The sequence below is a fragment of the Serratia sp. BNK-33-b genome (genome assembly GCF_048684565.1).
GTDB lineage: Bacteria > Pseudomonadota > Gammaproteobacteria > Enterobacterales > Enterobacteriaceae > Serratia > Serratia marcescens.
Map to the genome: position 1 here is coordinate 4,343,187 of NZ_JBLQTZ010000001.1, position 14,733 is coordinate 4,357,919.

Annotated in this window: 12 protein-coding genes; 8 read left to right on the top strand and 4 right to left on the bottom strand. The window is 58.6% G+C overall.

Features of this window, described 5'->3' with window-relative positions; genetic code table 11:
• Nucleotide 1 precedes the first annotated feature (1 nt).
• Together ACMGGK_RS20995 and ACMGGK_RS21000 are read left to right on the top strand one after the other, a co-directional pair.
• Nucleotides 2-394, top strand: a complete 393-nt coding sequence (locus ACMGGK_RS20995; protein ID WP_176063748.1) for a VOC family protein — start codon at nucleotides 2-4, stop codon at nucleotides 392-394.
• A gap of 1,262 nt (nucleotides 395-1,656) precedes the next feature.
• Nucleotides 1,657-2,301: an acyl-homoserine-lactone synthase gene (locus tag ACMGGK_RS21000; RefSeq protein ID WP_049187813.1), complete on the top strand. Its 645-nt coding sequence runs from the start codon at nucleotides 1,657-1,659 to the stop codon at nucleotides 2,299-2,301.
• On the opposite strand, the gene ACMGGK_RS21005 is transcribed toward ACMGGK_RS21000, so the two are convergent.
• Nucleotides 2,302-3,018, bottom strand: coding sequence for a helix-turn-helix transcriptional regulator (locus tag ACMGGK_RS21005; RefSeq protein WP_160125705.1), 717 nt, complete (start codon nucleotides 3,016-3,018; stop codon nucleotides 2,302-2,304).
• A gap of 169 nt (nucleotides 3,019-3,187) precedes the next feature.
• Here ACMGGK_RS21005 and ACMGGK_RS21010 point away from each other — a divergent pair, with 169 nt between their 5' ends.
• Complete coding sequence (locus tag ACMGGK_RS21010; RefSeq protein ID WP_115435464.1) at nucleotides 3,188-3,946, top strand: DeoR/GlpR family DNA-binding transcription regulator; 759 nt, start codon at nucleotides 3,188-3,190, stop codon at nucleotides 3,944-3,946.
• Nucleotides 3,947-4,007: 61 nt separating this feature from the next.
• Here the strand turns inward: ACMGGK_RS21010 and lptG are convergent, their stop codons facing one another.
• Nucleotides 4,008-5,078: an LPS export ABC transporter permease LptG gene (gene lptG / locus ACMGGK_RS21015; protein ID WP_016929273.1), complete on the bottom strand. Its 1,071-nt coding sequence runs from the start codon at nucleotides 5,076-5,078 to the stop codon at nucleotides 4,008-4,010.
• On the bottom strand, nucleotides 5,078-6,172 hold the full coding sequence (gene lptF / locus ACMGGK_RS21020; RefSeq protein WP_016929274.1) for an LPS export ABC transporter permease LptF: 1,095 nt from the start codon (nucleotides 6,170-6,172) through the stop codon (nucleotides 5,078-5,080). The genes lptG and lptF overlap by 1 nt, the downstream gene beginning before the upstream one ends.
• 282 nt (nucleotides 6,173-6,454) lie before the next feature.
• On the opposite strand from lptF, the gene pepA reads away from it, so the two are divergent.
• The 5 genes from pepA (at nucleotide 6,455) to ACMGGK_RS21045 (ending at nucleotide 13,927) form a co-directional block, all read left to right on the top strand.
• Entirely contained in the window at nucleotides 6,455-7,966 is a 1,512-nt protein-coding gene (gene pepA, locus ACMGGK_RS21025; RefSeq protein ID WP_004933352.1) for a leucyl aminopeptidase, read from the top strand.
• Between the two features lie 84 nt (nucleotides 7,967-8,050).
• Nucleotides 8,051-8,500, top strand: a complete 450-nt coding sequence (locus tag ACMGGK_RS21030) for a DNA polymerase III subunit chi (protein WP_016929275.1) — start codon at nucleotides 8,051-8,053, stop codon at nucleotides 8,498-8,500.
• A gap of 12 nt (nucleotides 8,501-8,512) precedes the next feature.
• Nucleotides 8,513-11,389 carry a valine--tRNA ligase gene (locus ACMGGK_RS21035; RefSeq protein WP_420277175.1) on the top strand — a complete coding sequence of 959 codons (2,877 nt, stop codon included), beginning with the start codon at nucleotides 8,513-8,515 and terminating at the stop codon, nucleotides 11,387-11,389.
• Between the two features lie 199 nt (nucleotides 11,390-11,588).
• Entirely contained in the window at nucleotides 11,589-12,092 is a 504-nt protein-coding gene (locus tag ACMGGK_RS21040) for a GNAT family N-acetyltransferase (protein WP_176063752.1), read from the top strand.
• A gap of 227 nt (nucleotides 12,093-12,319) precedes the next feature.
• Nucleotides 12,320-13,927, top strand: coding sequence for a GMC family oxidoreductase (locus tag ACMGGK_RS21045; RefSeq protein ID WP_420277176.1), 1,608 nt, complete (start codon nucleotides 12,320-12,322; stop codon nucleotides 13,925-13,927).
• Nucleotides 13,928-13,942: 15 nt separating this feature from the next.
• Here the strand turns inward: ACMGGK_RS21045 and miaE are convergent, their stop codons facing one another.
• Nucleotides 13,943-14,707: a tRNA isopentenyl-2-thiomethyl-A-37 hydroxylase MiaE gene (miaE, locus tag ACMGGK_RS21050; RefSeq protein WP_015376459.1), complete on the bottom strand. Its 765-nt coding sequence runs from the start codon at nucleotides 14,705-14,707 to the stop codon at nucleotides 13,943-13,945.
• Nucleotides 14,708-14,733: the final 26 nt, after the last annotated feature.

The window sequence follows — 14,733 nt, forward strand, 5'->3', positions numbered from 1 at the left end:
TATGGCACACCGGATTAATGGGTTGATGCACGTCGGCCTGCGCTGCGCCGATATCGAACGAGCCGCCGGCTTCTATCGTTCACTCGGTTTCGAACCCCGGCAAACGCTGGCGCTCGGCGGCCCCGTCACCGTACAGTTTTTGCAGTTAGGTGAGCTAACGCTGGAGTTATACCAGCTGCCCGCCGAAGGGCTGATTCTCCCCGTCAACGCCTATGGTATCGACCACATCGCTTTGCGGGTCACCGATCTGGCGGCCACGCAGCGTTGGCTGGCGGATCTGGGGTATCCGGTGATTGAAGGACCGACGCTACAACCCAGCGGCGCCAACGGCGTGCGCTATCTGATGATCGCCGGGCCGGACGGCGAACGAGTGGAGTTCAGCCAGCCGCTGTAATGTTTCTTACCACATAGCATGAGGCCTGATAGCTGTTATAAACCATCAGGCCTCATTCGCTTTTTTGTCAGCTCACGCGTCTTTATAGCCATGGCTCGCCGCTTGTCGGGTTATGCTTGTTACTCCCCCGATCTATGTAAACGATGCCAAATAATCCCGAACCGGGATAACAACGCTGAAAATAATTTCAGCCCAATAATTCAGCCAATAAAAAATATGTTTGCACAACATTCCGACAACACTATTTTTTCATCTACGACAGTCATAACTGGAATAAGTCAATGGGAACCGGGTTGTCAGGGGAGAGATGTTATTTCTTGAGATGGGATTTTATCTAGAACCAACAGAAAATAGCGTGCATACGTAACAAAACAGCAACCCAAAGCTAAAAACCAGCAGAGAACACTTGCCTCTGCTGAGTTGATAGCTTTAAGATGGTGTAAGAAAATTTTCCCTGGTGTTGGCCGATCTTGGCAGCCTGACCCTACGAGGTCAGGTTTTTTTTTATGTTTTTTCATCAAAAATTGACTAGAAAAGTGTATCGCCTTAGGGAGTTAGAAGCTAGTTAGACTAAAGTATAGTACCCTACTAGACCTTCATCAGTTCAGTTGGGTTATTATTTCACATAGCGGAAATCGGGTGCTAGCACTATTTTTCACTCTGTATCCCAGCCGCCACGGCGTTCTATCAAAACCACCACACATTGCTCATTTCACATAGCAGCCCAACATACCCGCAGAACCATCACGAAATAGCACCGTTCCTGTCATTACAATAATGTGATCTCTATCAGATATTTTTTAAGATCGGACTTGGTCACGCAGGAATAAAGGTCCGAGGCATACTGTAGAAATCACACTGGCCGCCATTTTCACGCTTATTTCTCTGCGGGACGAGGAAGTCATGCCTTATCGGCAAATCTTCAGTAGGAAAATATCACCCATTCACTATTAAAATAATTAAGACTCCATTCATTATAAAATCACCAGTTAATATTTCGCCATGGCAGACAAGGCCAGGCAGCCCATGATAGCAATTCTGGAATCCTCTCCTGTCTTTAATCGGCCAGGCCGTTCAATTTCGCCGGCCTGCTGTGTTCACCGTTCCATTGCCCTGAAACTACCTCGGCCGCACGGCATAATAAGGTTAGCGCCGATCGCTTAAAAAGCCTTATCATTCTCACGCACCGGCATGCTCGTAGTGAAACTTCTCTGATGTTACTGGATAAAGTTATTTCTCTTAATTTATTCAAAGGTAACATTATGTTTAATATTTACAGCACCAACTACGCATCAATGAGCACCGAAAAATCAGCAGATCTTTATGTTTTAAGGAAAAATGTCTTTAAAGACAGGCTGCAATGGGCCGTGAACTGTTCAGACGGCAAGGAGCTGGATGAGTTTGATAATGATAAGACAAACTATATATTTGGCGTAAAGGACAACATGATAGTTTGTGGTACCAGGATGATTGATATGAAACACAAGAATATGCTAAACAGCGCATTTTCCTCTTTCTTTCATGACATCGTCATTCCAGAAGGGAATTTCATCGAATCCACACGCTTTTTCGTCGATAAAGAAAGAACCCAATCACTGCTGGGTCGCCGGTTCCCTGTAACTCTGGCGCTGTTCTTGTCGCTGATCAACTATGCGCGGCAACACGGCTATGACGGCATACTGGCCGTCTCCAGCCATCCTATGTTGCATATCATCAAAAGCTCCGGCTGGAACGTCACGCTGCTGAAAACAGGCATATCGGAAAAGAACGAGCCCGTTCATTTGCTGTTGGGCCACGTTGATCGTCAGAGCCAGGAGGCATTAAAAAACAGAATATTCAAAAAGTTGAATACGCAAGACGAGCACATGCTAAACGCCTGGCCATTGAGCGACGAACCTGCGTTCTAATCACCCCACCGGTTTAATCAGCTGAAGTTCCATCCCTAAACGGATAGCATGCCGGGCATTCGCCACCCCCAGCTTTTTGACAATGTTCCCCATATGAAACTTGATGGTGCAGGTTTTGATCCCCAGGATCATGCCCATTTCCTGGTAGGTTTTCCCTACGCTGGCCCAATAGAGGATCTCGTTTTCTCTCTCGGTAAAACGGGCGTTTTTTTCCTGGCGCGCGGTGTTTTTTTCGGACAGTGAAGTCAGAGTCAAATACATCTCATGGGTCGATGCCAGCAGCAACGAAATATCGCCTTTATGCTGATTCAGCATCTGCATGGTTTCCGCCTTGCGCTCGGCAGCGAGGGTAAAGGAAAGGGTCACTAGATTATTATTAAAATCATGCAACACGAAGGTATAGCCGTCGGCTACGCCGAATTCGCGTGCTTGCTCGAACAACTCAGAAAAGCGGAAGCCGGTACCGGCCATCAGATTCTCATCCCAGGCAAAAGGCGTCAGGCGATTGAGCGCCGTAATGACTACCGGATCGGTATATTGTAGCCCCTGCTCTTTATATTGCTTTACCCATTCACCGGGATAATTGGTGACGCCAAAGATACATGACATATCTTTCTTGGATAACACCACGTAGGCCCAGATAAGCTCGCCGAAATCGCCTAATGCCGCTTCCAGATGCTTGCTGATAATGTGACTGATATTCTCTTCATATTCCATTAACTGCCTGCCCCGCTACCCAATACGCTGCTGGGTAGACTATACCAAAAAGGATCGACGCGCCGTAACCTTCACATTCTTCTACGGGCAGTCCGGCTTTGCCTGCGGCCGATGTGCAAGGTATATTAGCCGCACATCCATTGTGCCGGTCAGGAGTGAATGAGTGAGCATGTTCGCAGAAGAGCGCCAGGAAAAACTTCTCGCCATTCTCAAGGAGAAGCGCAAGCTCTCCGTAGGGGAAATGAGCTCGCGCTTTAACGTCTCCGGCGCCACCATCCGCACCGATCTGCGCATTCTGGAAGACGCCGGCATGCTGACGCGCACCCACGGCGGCGCCATTCTGCGCACCCGCGCCAGCTTTGAGGTCGGTTCCGATCAGCGTGAAGAGGTGAACCTCAGCGCCAAGGAGCAAATCGGTCAACTGGCCGCCGGCTTGGTGGAAGACGGCGATATCATCGTGCTGGACACCGGCACCACCACCCTGCAGATCGCCCGCCATCTGCGACAAAAGCGCAATCTGACCGTGGTTACCAACGATTTCATGATCGCCAAAAGTCTGGAAGACGTCGAGTCTATCCAAATCATCCTGCTAGGCGGCATCGTCAAAAAGGGCTATCACTGCGCAGTCGCCATCAACGGCCGTTCACTGCTGGATACGCTGAACATCGACAAGGCGTTTATGGGTGCCAATGCATTGTCGCTGAAACAGGGCGCCTGCGTGGCCGACATCATGCTGGCCGAAACCAAGCGCGCGATGGTGGAGCATGCCAATCAGGTGATCGTGGTGTGCGATCACTCCAAGCTGAGCAACACCTCGCTGGCGCAGTTCGCCTCCCCTGCTCAGATCGACACTCTCGTGCTGGATCGCCTGCCGGAAGACGCACAGGCCTATCAGGATGCCGGCATCGCGCTGCTGAGCGTCAGCTAATCCCACCCACAAAAAAGGCGCGGCCCCGCGGCCACGCCTTTCTTCACTACCGCTTGCTCCGCTACTTGCGTTTGAGCAGCATATACACGCTGATCAGCAGGAACAGCATGCTCGGCAACAACGCGCCCAGCACCGGCGGCATGCTGTAAACCAGGCTCAGCGGGCCGAAGATCTGATCCAGCACGTAGAACAGGAAGCCGAAGCTGATGCCGGTCACCACGCGGATGCCCATCGGCACGCTGCGCAGCGGGCCGAAGATGAACGACAGCGCCATCAGCATCATCACCGCCACCGACAGCGGCGAGAAGATTTTGCTCCACATGTTGAGCTGGTAACGGTTGGCTTCCTGGCCGCTCTGCTTCAGGTACTTCACGTAGTTGTGCAGCCCGCTGATGGAGAGCGAATCCGGATCCAGCGCCACCACGCCCAGCTTGTCCGGGGTCAGGTTGGTTTTCCATTCGCCGGTCAGCGTCTGGGTGCCGGTCACCTGTTTCGGGTTGGTCAGATCCGAGGTGTCCACCTGCGAAAGCTGCCACAGGCCGTTCTCGAAGCTGGCGGTGGCGGCATAGCGCACCGTCTCGAGGCGACGCTGATCGTTGAAGTGGTAGATGTTCACGCCGGAGAGTTCTTTATCGCCGGAGACGCGCTCGATGTAGATGAAGTCGTTGCCGTCCTTCGCCCACAGCCCGCTCTTGGTGGAGAGCAGCGAGCCGCCGTACATCTGCTGGGCGCGGTAGTTGCGCGCCATCTGCTCGCCCTGCGGCGCCACCCACTCGCCGATCGCCATGGTCAGCAGCACCAGCGGAATGGCGGTTTTCATCACCGAGCCGGCGATCTGCAGGCGGGTGAAGCCGGAAGCCTGCATCACCACCAGTTCGCTGCGCGTCGCCAGCTGGCCCAGGCCGAGCAGCGCGCCGAGCAGCGCCGCCATCGGGAAGAAGATCTCGATGTCTTTCGGCACGCTCAGCAGGGTGTACATGCCGGCGCTCAGCGCGGTGTACTCGCCCTGGCCGACCTTGCGCAGCTGATCGACGAACTTGATGATGCCGGACAGCGACACCAGCATGAACAGCGTCATGATGATGGTGTTGAAAATCGTTTTACCGATATACCGGTCTAATACGCCAAACATCAGGCCGCTCCTCTCAGGCGTGCGCGCAGCTTGCGCATCGGCACGGTATCCCACAGGTTCAGCGCCAGCGCGATCGCGAAGTAAACGCCGTTAACCAGCCACAGCCACAGCATCGGATCCAGCTTGCCCTTGCCGGCGTTGGAGCGCAGCGAGGTCTGCAGCAGGAAGAAGATCAGATACAGCAGGATGGCCGGCAGCATGCTCAGCACGCGGCCCTGGCGCGGGTTCACCACGCTGAGCGGCACCACCAGCAGCGCCATCAGCGCCACCGACACTACCAGCGTCAGGCGCCAGTGCAGCTCGGCGCGCGCATCCGGATCGTCGGATTCCCACAGCGTCTGCATCGACATCTGTTCGGATTCGGTGTTGTCCGCCGCCACGGTGCGGTGGCCAATCACCGCCTTGTAGTCGGTGAAGTCGGTAATGCGGAAATCGCGCAGCAGCGCGGTGCCTTCAAAACGGGTGCCCTTGTCGAGCGTCACCACCTGCGAGCCGTCTTTCTGCTGCACGATGTTGCCGTGCTCGGCCACCACCACCGACGGGCGTTGGTTGCCGTTCGGCCGCAGCTGCGCCAGGAACACGTCGTTGAAGGTGCTGCCCTTCACGTTGCCGATAAACAGCACCGCGTTGCCGTCTTGCGAGGGTTTGAACTGCCCTTCCGCCAGCCCGGCGATGCTCGGGTTGGCCTTGGCTTCGTTCACCACCACGTCCTGATAGCGCGAGGCCCAGGGGCCGGCCCAGAACACGTTCACCGCCGCGACCGCAGAGGTGAACAGCGCCAGGATCATGGCGGCGATAATCAGGGTGCGTTTGCCCAGCCCGCAGGCGTGCATGACGGTGATTTCGCTCTCGGTATACAACCGCCCAAGCGTCATCAGCAAGCCGAGAAACAGGCTCAAAGGCAGGATGAGCTGCGCCATCTTCGGCACGCCCAGAGCGAGCAGAGAGAGTACTAAGTTTGTCGGGATATTGCCGTCCACCGCGTCGCCCAACACCCTGACCAGGTTCTGACAAAAGAAGATCAGAAGCAGGATGAACAGGATGGCGATTTGGCTCTTGAGCGTTTCCCGTACCAGATATCTTATGATGATCACGCTTATTACGCCTGTGAAAACTTGTCTTTTTGCAGGAAAATCGATAATTTCATCGCTAATCCGCCATTTATTCTCATCATATGGCAACCTTCACAGCTAAAATAGTATTACAACATCAAGCCGTTTGGGTGTCCTATAGGAACTTGCTTATAGTCGCCAAAACAGAGCAATTTACGCCGTTCAGGTTAACATAATCCGTTAACTCAAATGGCGGGAGATCGTTACGGAGTCGGTTATTCTAGCCGTAGCGTCCGCCTTTGTCTTTAAGATTCAGGAGAGTGCATGGAGTTCAGTGTAAAAAGCGGTAGCCCGGAAAAACAGCGCAGTGCCTGTATTGTAGTCGGCGTTTTCGAACCGCGCCGCCTGTCCCCTATCGCAGAACAACTCGACAAAATCAGTGATGGTTATATCAGCGCATTGCTGCGCCGCGGCGAACTGGAAGGCAAGGTCGGGCAGACGCTGCTACTGCACCATGTGCCCAACATTCTCTCCGAGCGCATCCTGCTGATCGGTTGCGGCAAAGAGCGCGAGCTCGATGAGCGCCAATACAAGCAGGTGATCCAGAAAACCATCAATACCCTCAACGACACCGGCTCGATGGAAGCGGTCTGTTTCCTGACCGAGCTGCACGTGAAAGGCCGCAACACCTACTGGAAAGTGCGTCAGGCGGTGGAAACCGCCAAAGAGACGCTCTACACCTTCGATCAGCTGAAAAGCAACAAGGTGGAGCCGCGTCGTCCGCTGCGCAAAATGGTGTTCAACGTGCCGACCCGCCGTGAGCTCACCAGCGGCGAGCGCGCCATCCAGCACGGCCTGGCGGTGGCTTCCGGCATCAAGGCGGCCAAAGATCTCGGCAACATGCCGCCGAACATCTGTAACGCCGGCTACCTGGCCTCGCAGGCCCGTCAGCTGGCGGACGCCTTCAGCACCAACATCACCACCCGCGTCATCGGCGAACAGCAGATGAAAGAGCTGGGCATGAACGCCTATCTGGCGGTCGGCGCCGGTTCGCAGAACGAATCATTGATGTCGGTGATGGAATATAAGGGCAACCCAAATCCGGACGCTAAGCCGATCGTGCTGGTAGGCAAAGGGCTGACCTTCGACTCCGGCGGCATCTCGATCAAACCGGCCGACGGCATGGACGAGATGAAATACGACATGTGCGGCGCGGCGACCGTGTACGGCGTGATGCGCGTGGTGGCGGAGCTGAACCTGCCGCTGAACGTGATCGGCGTGCTGGCCGGCTGTGAAAACATGCCGGGCGGCCGGGCGTATCGTCCGGGCGACGTGCTGACCACCATGTCCGGCCAGACCGTCGAGGTGCTCAACACCGACGCCGAAGGCCGCCTGGTGCTGTGCGACACCCTGACCTACGTCGAGCGCTTTGAGCCGGAGCTGGTGATCGACATCGCCACCCTGACCGGCGCCTGCGTGATCGCCTTGGGCCACCACATCACCGGCCTGATGTCGAACCACAACCCGCTGGCGCACGAGCTGCTGGGCGCTTCCGAGCAGGCCGGCGACCGCGCCTGGCGCCTGCCGATGGCCGACGAGTACTACGAGCAGTTGGACTCCAACTTCGCCGACATGGCGAACATCGGTGGCCGCCCTGGCGGCGCCATCACCGCCGCCTGCTTCCTGTCGCGCTTCACCCGCAAGTACACCTGGGCGCACCTGGACATCGCCGGTACCGCCTGGCGCTCCGGTAAAGCCAAGGGCGCGACCGGCCGCCCGGTGGCGCTGCTGTCGCAGTTCCTGCTCAACCGTGCAGGTCTGAACGGCGACGATTAAATCTGAGCGGTAATTCAGGTATAATCCCAAGGGGCACAGCATGCTGTGCCCCTACATTTTTTTATCGGCAGCGGTGGATCCTTAATGAAACAGGCGACGTTTTATTTGCTCGACAACGCGGAACCGTCAGGCGCGCTCAGCGCCCATGAGGCCGTGGCCTGCGCCGTTGCCGCCGAACGCTGGCGTTCCGGCAAGCGGGTGCTGATCGCCTGCGAGAGCCAGGAGCAGGCCCAGCGGCTGGACGAAGCGCTGTGGCAGCGCGAGCCGCATGAATTCGTGCCGCACAACCTGGCCGGCGAAGGGCCGCACTACGGCGCGCCGGTGGAACTGTGCTGGCCCGGCAAGCGCGGCAACGCCCCGCGCGATCTGCTGATCGCCCTGCTGCCGCAGTTTGCCGACTTTGCTACCGCTTTCCATGAAGTGGTAGACTTCGTTCCTTACGAAGACACTCTGAAACAGTTGGCGCGCGACCGTTACAAGGCCTATCGCAGCGTCGGCTTCCATTTGACCACGGCTACGCCGCCAACTCACTGAATACGATAAAGAATGGAAAAGACAAACAGTCAGCTCGACACCGCATACGACCCAAAACAGATCGAACAGAAGCTGTACGATCACTGGGAGAGTCAGGGTTACTTCAAGCCGAACGGCGACACCAGCCAGGAAAGCTTCTGCATCATGATCCCGCCGCCGAACGTCACCGGCAGCCTGCACATGGGCCACGCGTTCCAGCAGACCATCATGGACACCATGATTCGCTATCAACGCATGCAGGGTAAAAACACCCTGTGGCAGGCGGGCACCGACCACGCCGGCATCGCCACCCAGATGGTGGTGGAGCGCAAGATCGCCGCAGAAGAAGGCAAAACCCGCCACGACTACGGCCGTGACGCGTTCATCGACAAGATCTGGCAGTGGAAGGCGGAATCCGGCGGCACCATCACCCGCCAGATGCGCCGTCTGGGCAACTCCGTGGACTGGGAGCGCGAGCGCTTCACCATGGACGAAGGTCTGTCGAACGCGGTGCGCGAAGTGTTTGTCCGTCTGCACAAAGAAGATCTGATCTACCGCGGCAAGCGCCTGGTGAACTGGGATCCGAAGCTGCGCACCGCCATCTCCGATCTGGAAGTGGAAAACCGCGAATCCAAAGGCTCGATGTGGCACCTGCGCTATCCGCTGGCCGACGGCGCGAAAACCGCCGAGGGCAAAGACTACCTGGTGGTCGCCACCACCCGTCCGGAAACCGTGCTGGGCGATACCGGCGTGGCGGTCAACCCGGAAGATCCGCGCTATAAAGACCTGATCGGCAAAGAGATCATTCTGCCGCTGGTCGGCCGCCGCATCCGCATCGTCGGCGACGAACACGCCGATATGGAAAAAGGCACCGGCTGCGTGAAGATCACCCCGGCGCACGATTTCAACGACTACGAAGTCGGCAAACGCCACGGCCTGCCGATGATCAACATTCTGACCTTCGACGGTGACATCCGTCAGGAAGCGGAAGTGTTCAACACCCTGGGCGAAGTCTGCACCGACTACTGCAGCGAGATCCCGGCCGAGTTCCGCGGCCTGGAGCGCTTCGCGGCGCGTAAAGCGGTGGTCGCCGCCTTCGAAAATCTGGGCCTGCTGGACGAGATCAAACCGCACGACCTGACGGTGCCTTACGGCGACCGCGGCGGCGTGGTGATCGAGCCGATGCTGACCGACCAATGGTACGTGCGCACCGCGCCGCTGGCCAAAGTGGCGGTGGAAGCGGTCGAACAGGGCCAAATCGAGTTCGTGCCGAAGCAGTACGAAAACATGTACTTCAGCTGGATGCGCGACATTCAGGACTGGTGCATCTCGCGTCAGCTGTGGTGGGGCCACCGCATCCCGGCCTGGTACGACGTGAACGGCAAAGTCTATGTGGGCCGCAGCGAAGAAGAAGTGCGCAGCGAGAACAACCTGGGCGCCGACGTGGTGCTGACCCAGGACGAAGACGTGCTGGACACCTGGTTCTCGTCCGGCCTGTGGACCTTCTCCACCCTGGGCTGGCCGGAGCAGACCGACGCGCTGAAAACCTTCCACCCGACCAGCGTGATGGTCAGCGGCTTCGACATCATCTTCTTCTGGATCGCGCGCATGATCATGCTGACCATGCACTTCATCAAGGATGAAAACGGCAAGCCGCAGGTGCCGTTCAAGACCGTCTACATGACCGGTCTTATCCGCGACGACGAAGGCCAGAAGATGTCCAAGTCGAAAGGCAACGTGATCGACCCGCTGGACATGGTCGACGGCATCTCGCTGGAAGACCTGCTGGAAAAACGCACCGGCAATATGATGCAGCCGCAGCTGGCGGAGAAAATCCGCAAGCGCACCGAGAAGCAGTTCCCGAACGGCATCGAGCCGCACGGCACCGACGCCCTGCGCTTCACCCTGGCGGCGCTGGCCTCGACCGGCCGCGACATCAACTGGGACATGAAGCGCCTGGAAGGCTACCGCAACTTCTGTAACAAGCTGTGGAACGCCAGCCGCTTCGTGCTGATGAACACCGAGGCGCACGACTGCGGCTTCAACGGCGGCGAGAAAGTGCTGTCGCTGGCGGATCGCTGGATCCTGGCCGAATTCAACCGCACGGTGAAAGCCTACCGTGAAGCGCTGGATACCTACCGCTTCGATCTGGCGGCCAACATCCTGTACGAATTCACCTGGAACCAGTTCTGCGACTGGTATCTGGAGCTGACCAAGCCTGTGGTGAGCAACGGCAGCGAAGCGGAACAGCGCGGCACCCGTCACACGCTGATTACCGTGCTGGAAGCGCTGCTGCGCCTGGCGCACCCGATCATTCCGTTCATCACCGAAACCATCTGGCAGCGCGTGAAGCCGCTGACCGGCACGGCCGCTGACACCATCATGCTGCAGCCGTTCCCGGCCTACGACGCCGCGCTGGAAGACGAGCAGGCGCTGAACGATCTGGAGTGGATCAAGCAAACCATCATCGCCGTGCGCAACATCCGCGCCGAGATGAACATCGCGCCAAGCAAAGCGCTCGACGTGCTGCTGCGCAACTGCAGCGCCGAGGCCCAGCGCCGCGTGCAGGAGAACCAAAGCTTTATCGCCCGCCTGGCGCGCCTGGGATCCATCGCGCTGCTGCCGGCAGGTGAGAAAGGCCCGGTCTCCGTCACCAAGCTGGTGGACGGCGCCGAGCTGCTGATCCCGATGGCCGGTTTCATCGACAAGGACGCCGAGATCGCGCGTCTGGCCAAAGAGATGGGCAAACTGGATGCGGAAATCGCTTCGATCGAAGGCAAGCTGGCGAACGAAGGCTTCGTGGCGCGCGCGCCGGAAGCGGTGGTCGCCAAAGAACGCGATCGCCTGGCGGCCTGCAAAGAAGGCAAAGTGAAGCTGCAGGAACAGCAGGCGACCATCGCCGCGCTGTAATCCACCGGCTCACGCCAACGCCTGAAAACAGCGGGGTCTTCCCCGCTGTTTTTTTATCGCCGTTGCATCCGGGCCGGGTTAGATGTTATTACAAGATATTACTGCTGCAGGGACGCCGCCGGGAAATAACCCCCGGCGCGTTTCGCGCTGCGATAAAAATGAAAAACGAACGTGGTCTCTTTCAATGGCGAGTGTAAACATGACAACAGCAACCCCGGCGCGCCTGCTGGTGCGCCCCATCACGGCGGAAGACAATGCCGCCATTGCTCACGTCATTCGCGAAGTCTCCGCCGAGCACGGCCTGACGGCGGATAAAGGCTATACCGTCTCCGATCCCAACCTGGATGCCCTGTATCAGCTCTATAGCCTGCCGCGCAGCGCTTACTGGGTGATCGAGGTGGACGGCCAGGTCGCCGGCGGCGGCGGCGTCGCGCCGCTGCAGGGCGGCGCAGACGATATTTGCGAATTGCAGAAGATGTATTTCCTGCCGGTGTTGCGCGGCAAGGGATTGGCGAAACGCCTGGCGCTGCAGGCGCTGGATTTCGCCCGCCAGCACGGCTTCCGCTGTTGTTATCTCGAAACCACCGCCAGCCTGACGCAGGCCGTCGCGCTGTACGAACACCTGGGCTTTGAACACATCGACCACGCGATGGGCGCCACCGGCCATGTCGATTGCGAAGTCACCATGCTGAAAACGCTGTAATCCTCCCCTGCCTCTTCATCAGAGCGCAGCTTGCTGCGCCTTTTTTATTAATATCGCAATCAATCAGTAAAACTCGCTATAACGCCGTTTTTCAAGCAGATAAACTGACGTTTAAAACCACGATGTAAATTTAATGTGAAGTTCGTTAATAAATTAACGATCGCAAATTGACCGCTTTTTCCCCCGCGTTACTCTGCCAGTATCCCAATCGCGCACGGAGAGCTGTCATGTCGGAAAATATCTTTGATTACATTATCGTCGGCGCCGGTTCCGCCGGCTGCGTGCTGGCGGCGCAGCTGATCCGCCGCACCCAGGCGCGGGTGCTGCTGCTGGAAGCCGGCGGCGACGACAATAACCTGTTTATCAAGATGCCGGCCGGGGTGGCCAAAATCATCGCCAAAAAGAGCTGGCCTTATGAGACGGAACCGGAACCGCACGCCAATAACCGCCGCATGCAGATCGCGCAGGGCAAGGTGCTGGGCGGCAGCAGTTCGGTCAACGGCATGATCTACCTGCGCGGCCAGCCGCAGGACTACGACGACTGGGCCGAACGCTACGGCTGCGCCGGCTGGAGCTACCGCGAGGTGCTGCCCTACTTCAAACGCGCCGAGGCCAACGAAAGCCTGTCCGACGACTACCACGGCGCCGACGGGCTGCTGCCGGTCAGCGAAAACCGCTATCGCCACCCGCTCAGCATGGCGTTTATCCGCGCCGGCCAGGAGCTGAACCTGCCCTATCGCAACGACTTCAACGGCGACAGCCAGCACGGCGTCGGTTTCTACCAAACCACCACCCACAACGGCGAACGCGCCAGCACCGCCCGCACCTACCTGAAGGCGGTGCGCGACGAACGGCGGCTGGTGGTGAAACTGAACGCCCTGGCGCATCGGCTGACCTTCGAGGGCAACGTCGCCACCGGCGTGGTCTACAGCCAGAACGGCGGTGCCGAAGTGACCGCGCGCGCCACCAAAGAGGTGATCGTCAGCGCCGGCGCGGTCGGTTCGCCGAAGCTGCTGATGCTGTCCGGCATCGGCCCGCGCGACCACCTGCAGCAGCTGGGCATCGAGGTGCGGGCGGATCTGCCGGTGGGCAAAAACTTCCACGACCATCTGCACATGTCGATCAACGTCAGCACCCGCGAGCCGATCAGCCTGTTCGGCGCCGATCGCGGCCTGCAGGCGCTGAGCCACGGCGCGCAGTGGCTGGCGTTTCGCAGCGGGGTGCTCTCATCCAACGTGCTGGAAGGCGCCGCCTTCACCGACAGCCAGGGCGACGGCCGGCCGGACGTGCAGATCCACTTCCTGCCGCTGCTGGACAGCTGGGACGACGTGCCCGGCGAGCCGCTGCCGAACATTCACGGCTTCACGCTCAAGGTCGGCTACCTGCAGCCGAAGGCGCGCGGCGAAGTGCAGCTGCGCAGCAGCAACCCGCGCGATCCGGTCAAGCTGCACGCCAACTACCTCGGCCACCCGGACGATCTGGCCGGCAGCGTGCGCGCGGTGAAGTTCGGCCTGGATTTCCTGCAAACCGCGGCGCTGAAGCCGCTGATCAAAGATCTGCTGATGCCGCAGCCGGAGTGGACGCGCGATGAAGCGCAGCTGGAAGAATTCGTGCGCAACTTCTGCAAGACGGTGTATCACCCGGTGGGCAGTTGCCGCATGGGGCCGTCGCCACAGGACGCGGTGACCGATCCGCAGCTGCGGGTGCACGGTTTTGAACGGTTGCGGGTGATCGACTGCTCGGTGATGCCGCAGCTCACCAGCGGCAACACCAATGCGCCGACCATCATGCTGGCGGAAAAGGCGGTAGATTTGTTGCTGGGCGCGCCGCAGTAAGGGCGCGCCTCAACGTCAGGCGGCGGCGGGCACGCCGCTGTGGAAGCGCAGCTCGCTGTCCGGCGACAGGATCAGCTCAGCTTCGAGGCGGCCGAAATGCGCCACCCGTTCGCTGATGTCGCCGCCGGCGATCTGCTCGGCCAATGTCAGGTAGTCCTGGTAATGCCGCGCTTCGGATCGCAGCAGCGAAACGTAAAAGCGGTTCAACTCGTCGTCCAGGTGCGGCGCCAGCTTGGCGAAGCGTTCGCAGGATCGCGCTTCGATGTAGGCGCCGCAGATCAGTTTATCGATCAGCGTCGCCGGATCGTGGGTGCGGATCTCGCGGATCATGCCCTTGGCGTAGCGGCTGGCGGTGATCTTGCGATACGGGATCCCGCGCGCCTGCATGATCTCCAGCACCTGCGAGAAGTGATGCAGCTCTTCCTTGATCAACAGCACCATGCGATCCGCCAGATCCTGGCCGTAGGCCGAGCCGTTTTTCGGCAGGATCTTGCGGGTGAACTGGCCCTGGCGGAACAGCGTGTCCGGCGCGCCCTGCGCCTCGTGCAGAAACGCCTCGTAGGGCCGCAGCAGCGCCAACAGCGCGTCGCCGCTCTCTTTGTCCGCCACATAGCGGCGGATCAGCCACATGCCGGTCTGCGCGGCCTTCAGCTCGCACACCAGGTGGTCGGTCAGCAACAGCTGCAGGTTTTCCGGACGGCGCGCGGCGTCGATCCAGGCGTCGGGAGTTTCACAGTGCAGGAAGCTTAAAATCGGGGCTAACAGGGATTGGTATGTCATCGGCTTCATTGCCCTATGTATTTCAA

Coding starts and splice junctions, on each gene's coding strand:
- ACMGGK_RS20995 (WP_176063748.1), top strand. CDS start 2: ATGGCACACCGGATTAATGGGTTGATGCACGTCGGCCTGCGCTGCGCC.
- ACMGGK_RS21000 (WP_049187813.1), top strand. CDS start 1,657: ATGTTTAATATTTACAGCACCAACTACGCATCAATGAGCACCGAAAAA.
- ACMGGK_RS21005 (WP_160125705.1), bottom strand. CDS start 3,018: ATGGAATATGAAGAGAATATCAGTCACATTATCAGCAAGCATCTGGAA.
- ACMGGK_RS21010 (WP_115435464.1), top strand. CDS start 3,188: ATGTTCGCAGAAGAGCGCCAGGAAAAACTTCTCGCCATTCTCAAGGAG.
- lptG (WP_016929273.1), bottom strand. CDS start 5,078: ATGTTTGGCGTATTAGACCGGTATATCGGTAAAACGATTTTCAACACC.
- pepA (WP_004933352.1), top strand. CDS start 6,455: ATGGAGTTCAGTGTAAAAAGCGGTAGCCCGGAAAAACAGCGCAGTGCC.
- ACMGGK_RS21030 (WP_016929275.1), top strand. CDS start 8,051: ATGAAACAGGCGACGTTTTATTTGCTCGACAACGCGGAACCGTCAGGC.
- ACMGGK_RS21035 (WP_420277175.1), top strand. CDS start 8,513: ATGGAAAAGACAAACAGTCAGCTCGACACCGCATACGACCCAAAACAG.
- ACMGGK_RS21040 (WP_176063752.1), top strand. CDS start 11,589: ATGACAACAGCAACCCCGGCGCGCCTGCTGGTGCGCCCCATCACGGCG.
- ACMGGK_RS21045 (WP_420277176.1), top strand. CDS start 12,320: ATGTCGGAAAATATCTTTGATTACATTATCGTCGGCGCCGGTTCCGCC.
- miaE (WP_015376459.1), bottom strand. CDS start 14,707: ATGACATACCAATCCCTGTTAGCCCCGATTTTAAGCTTCCTGCACTGT.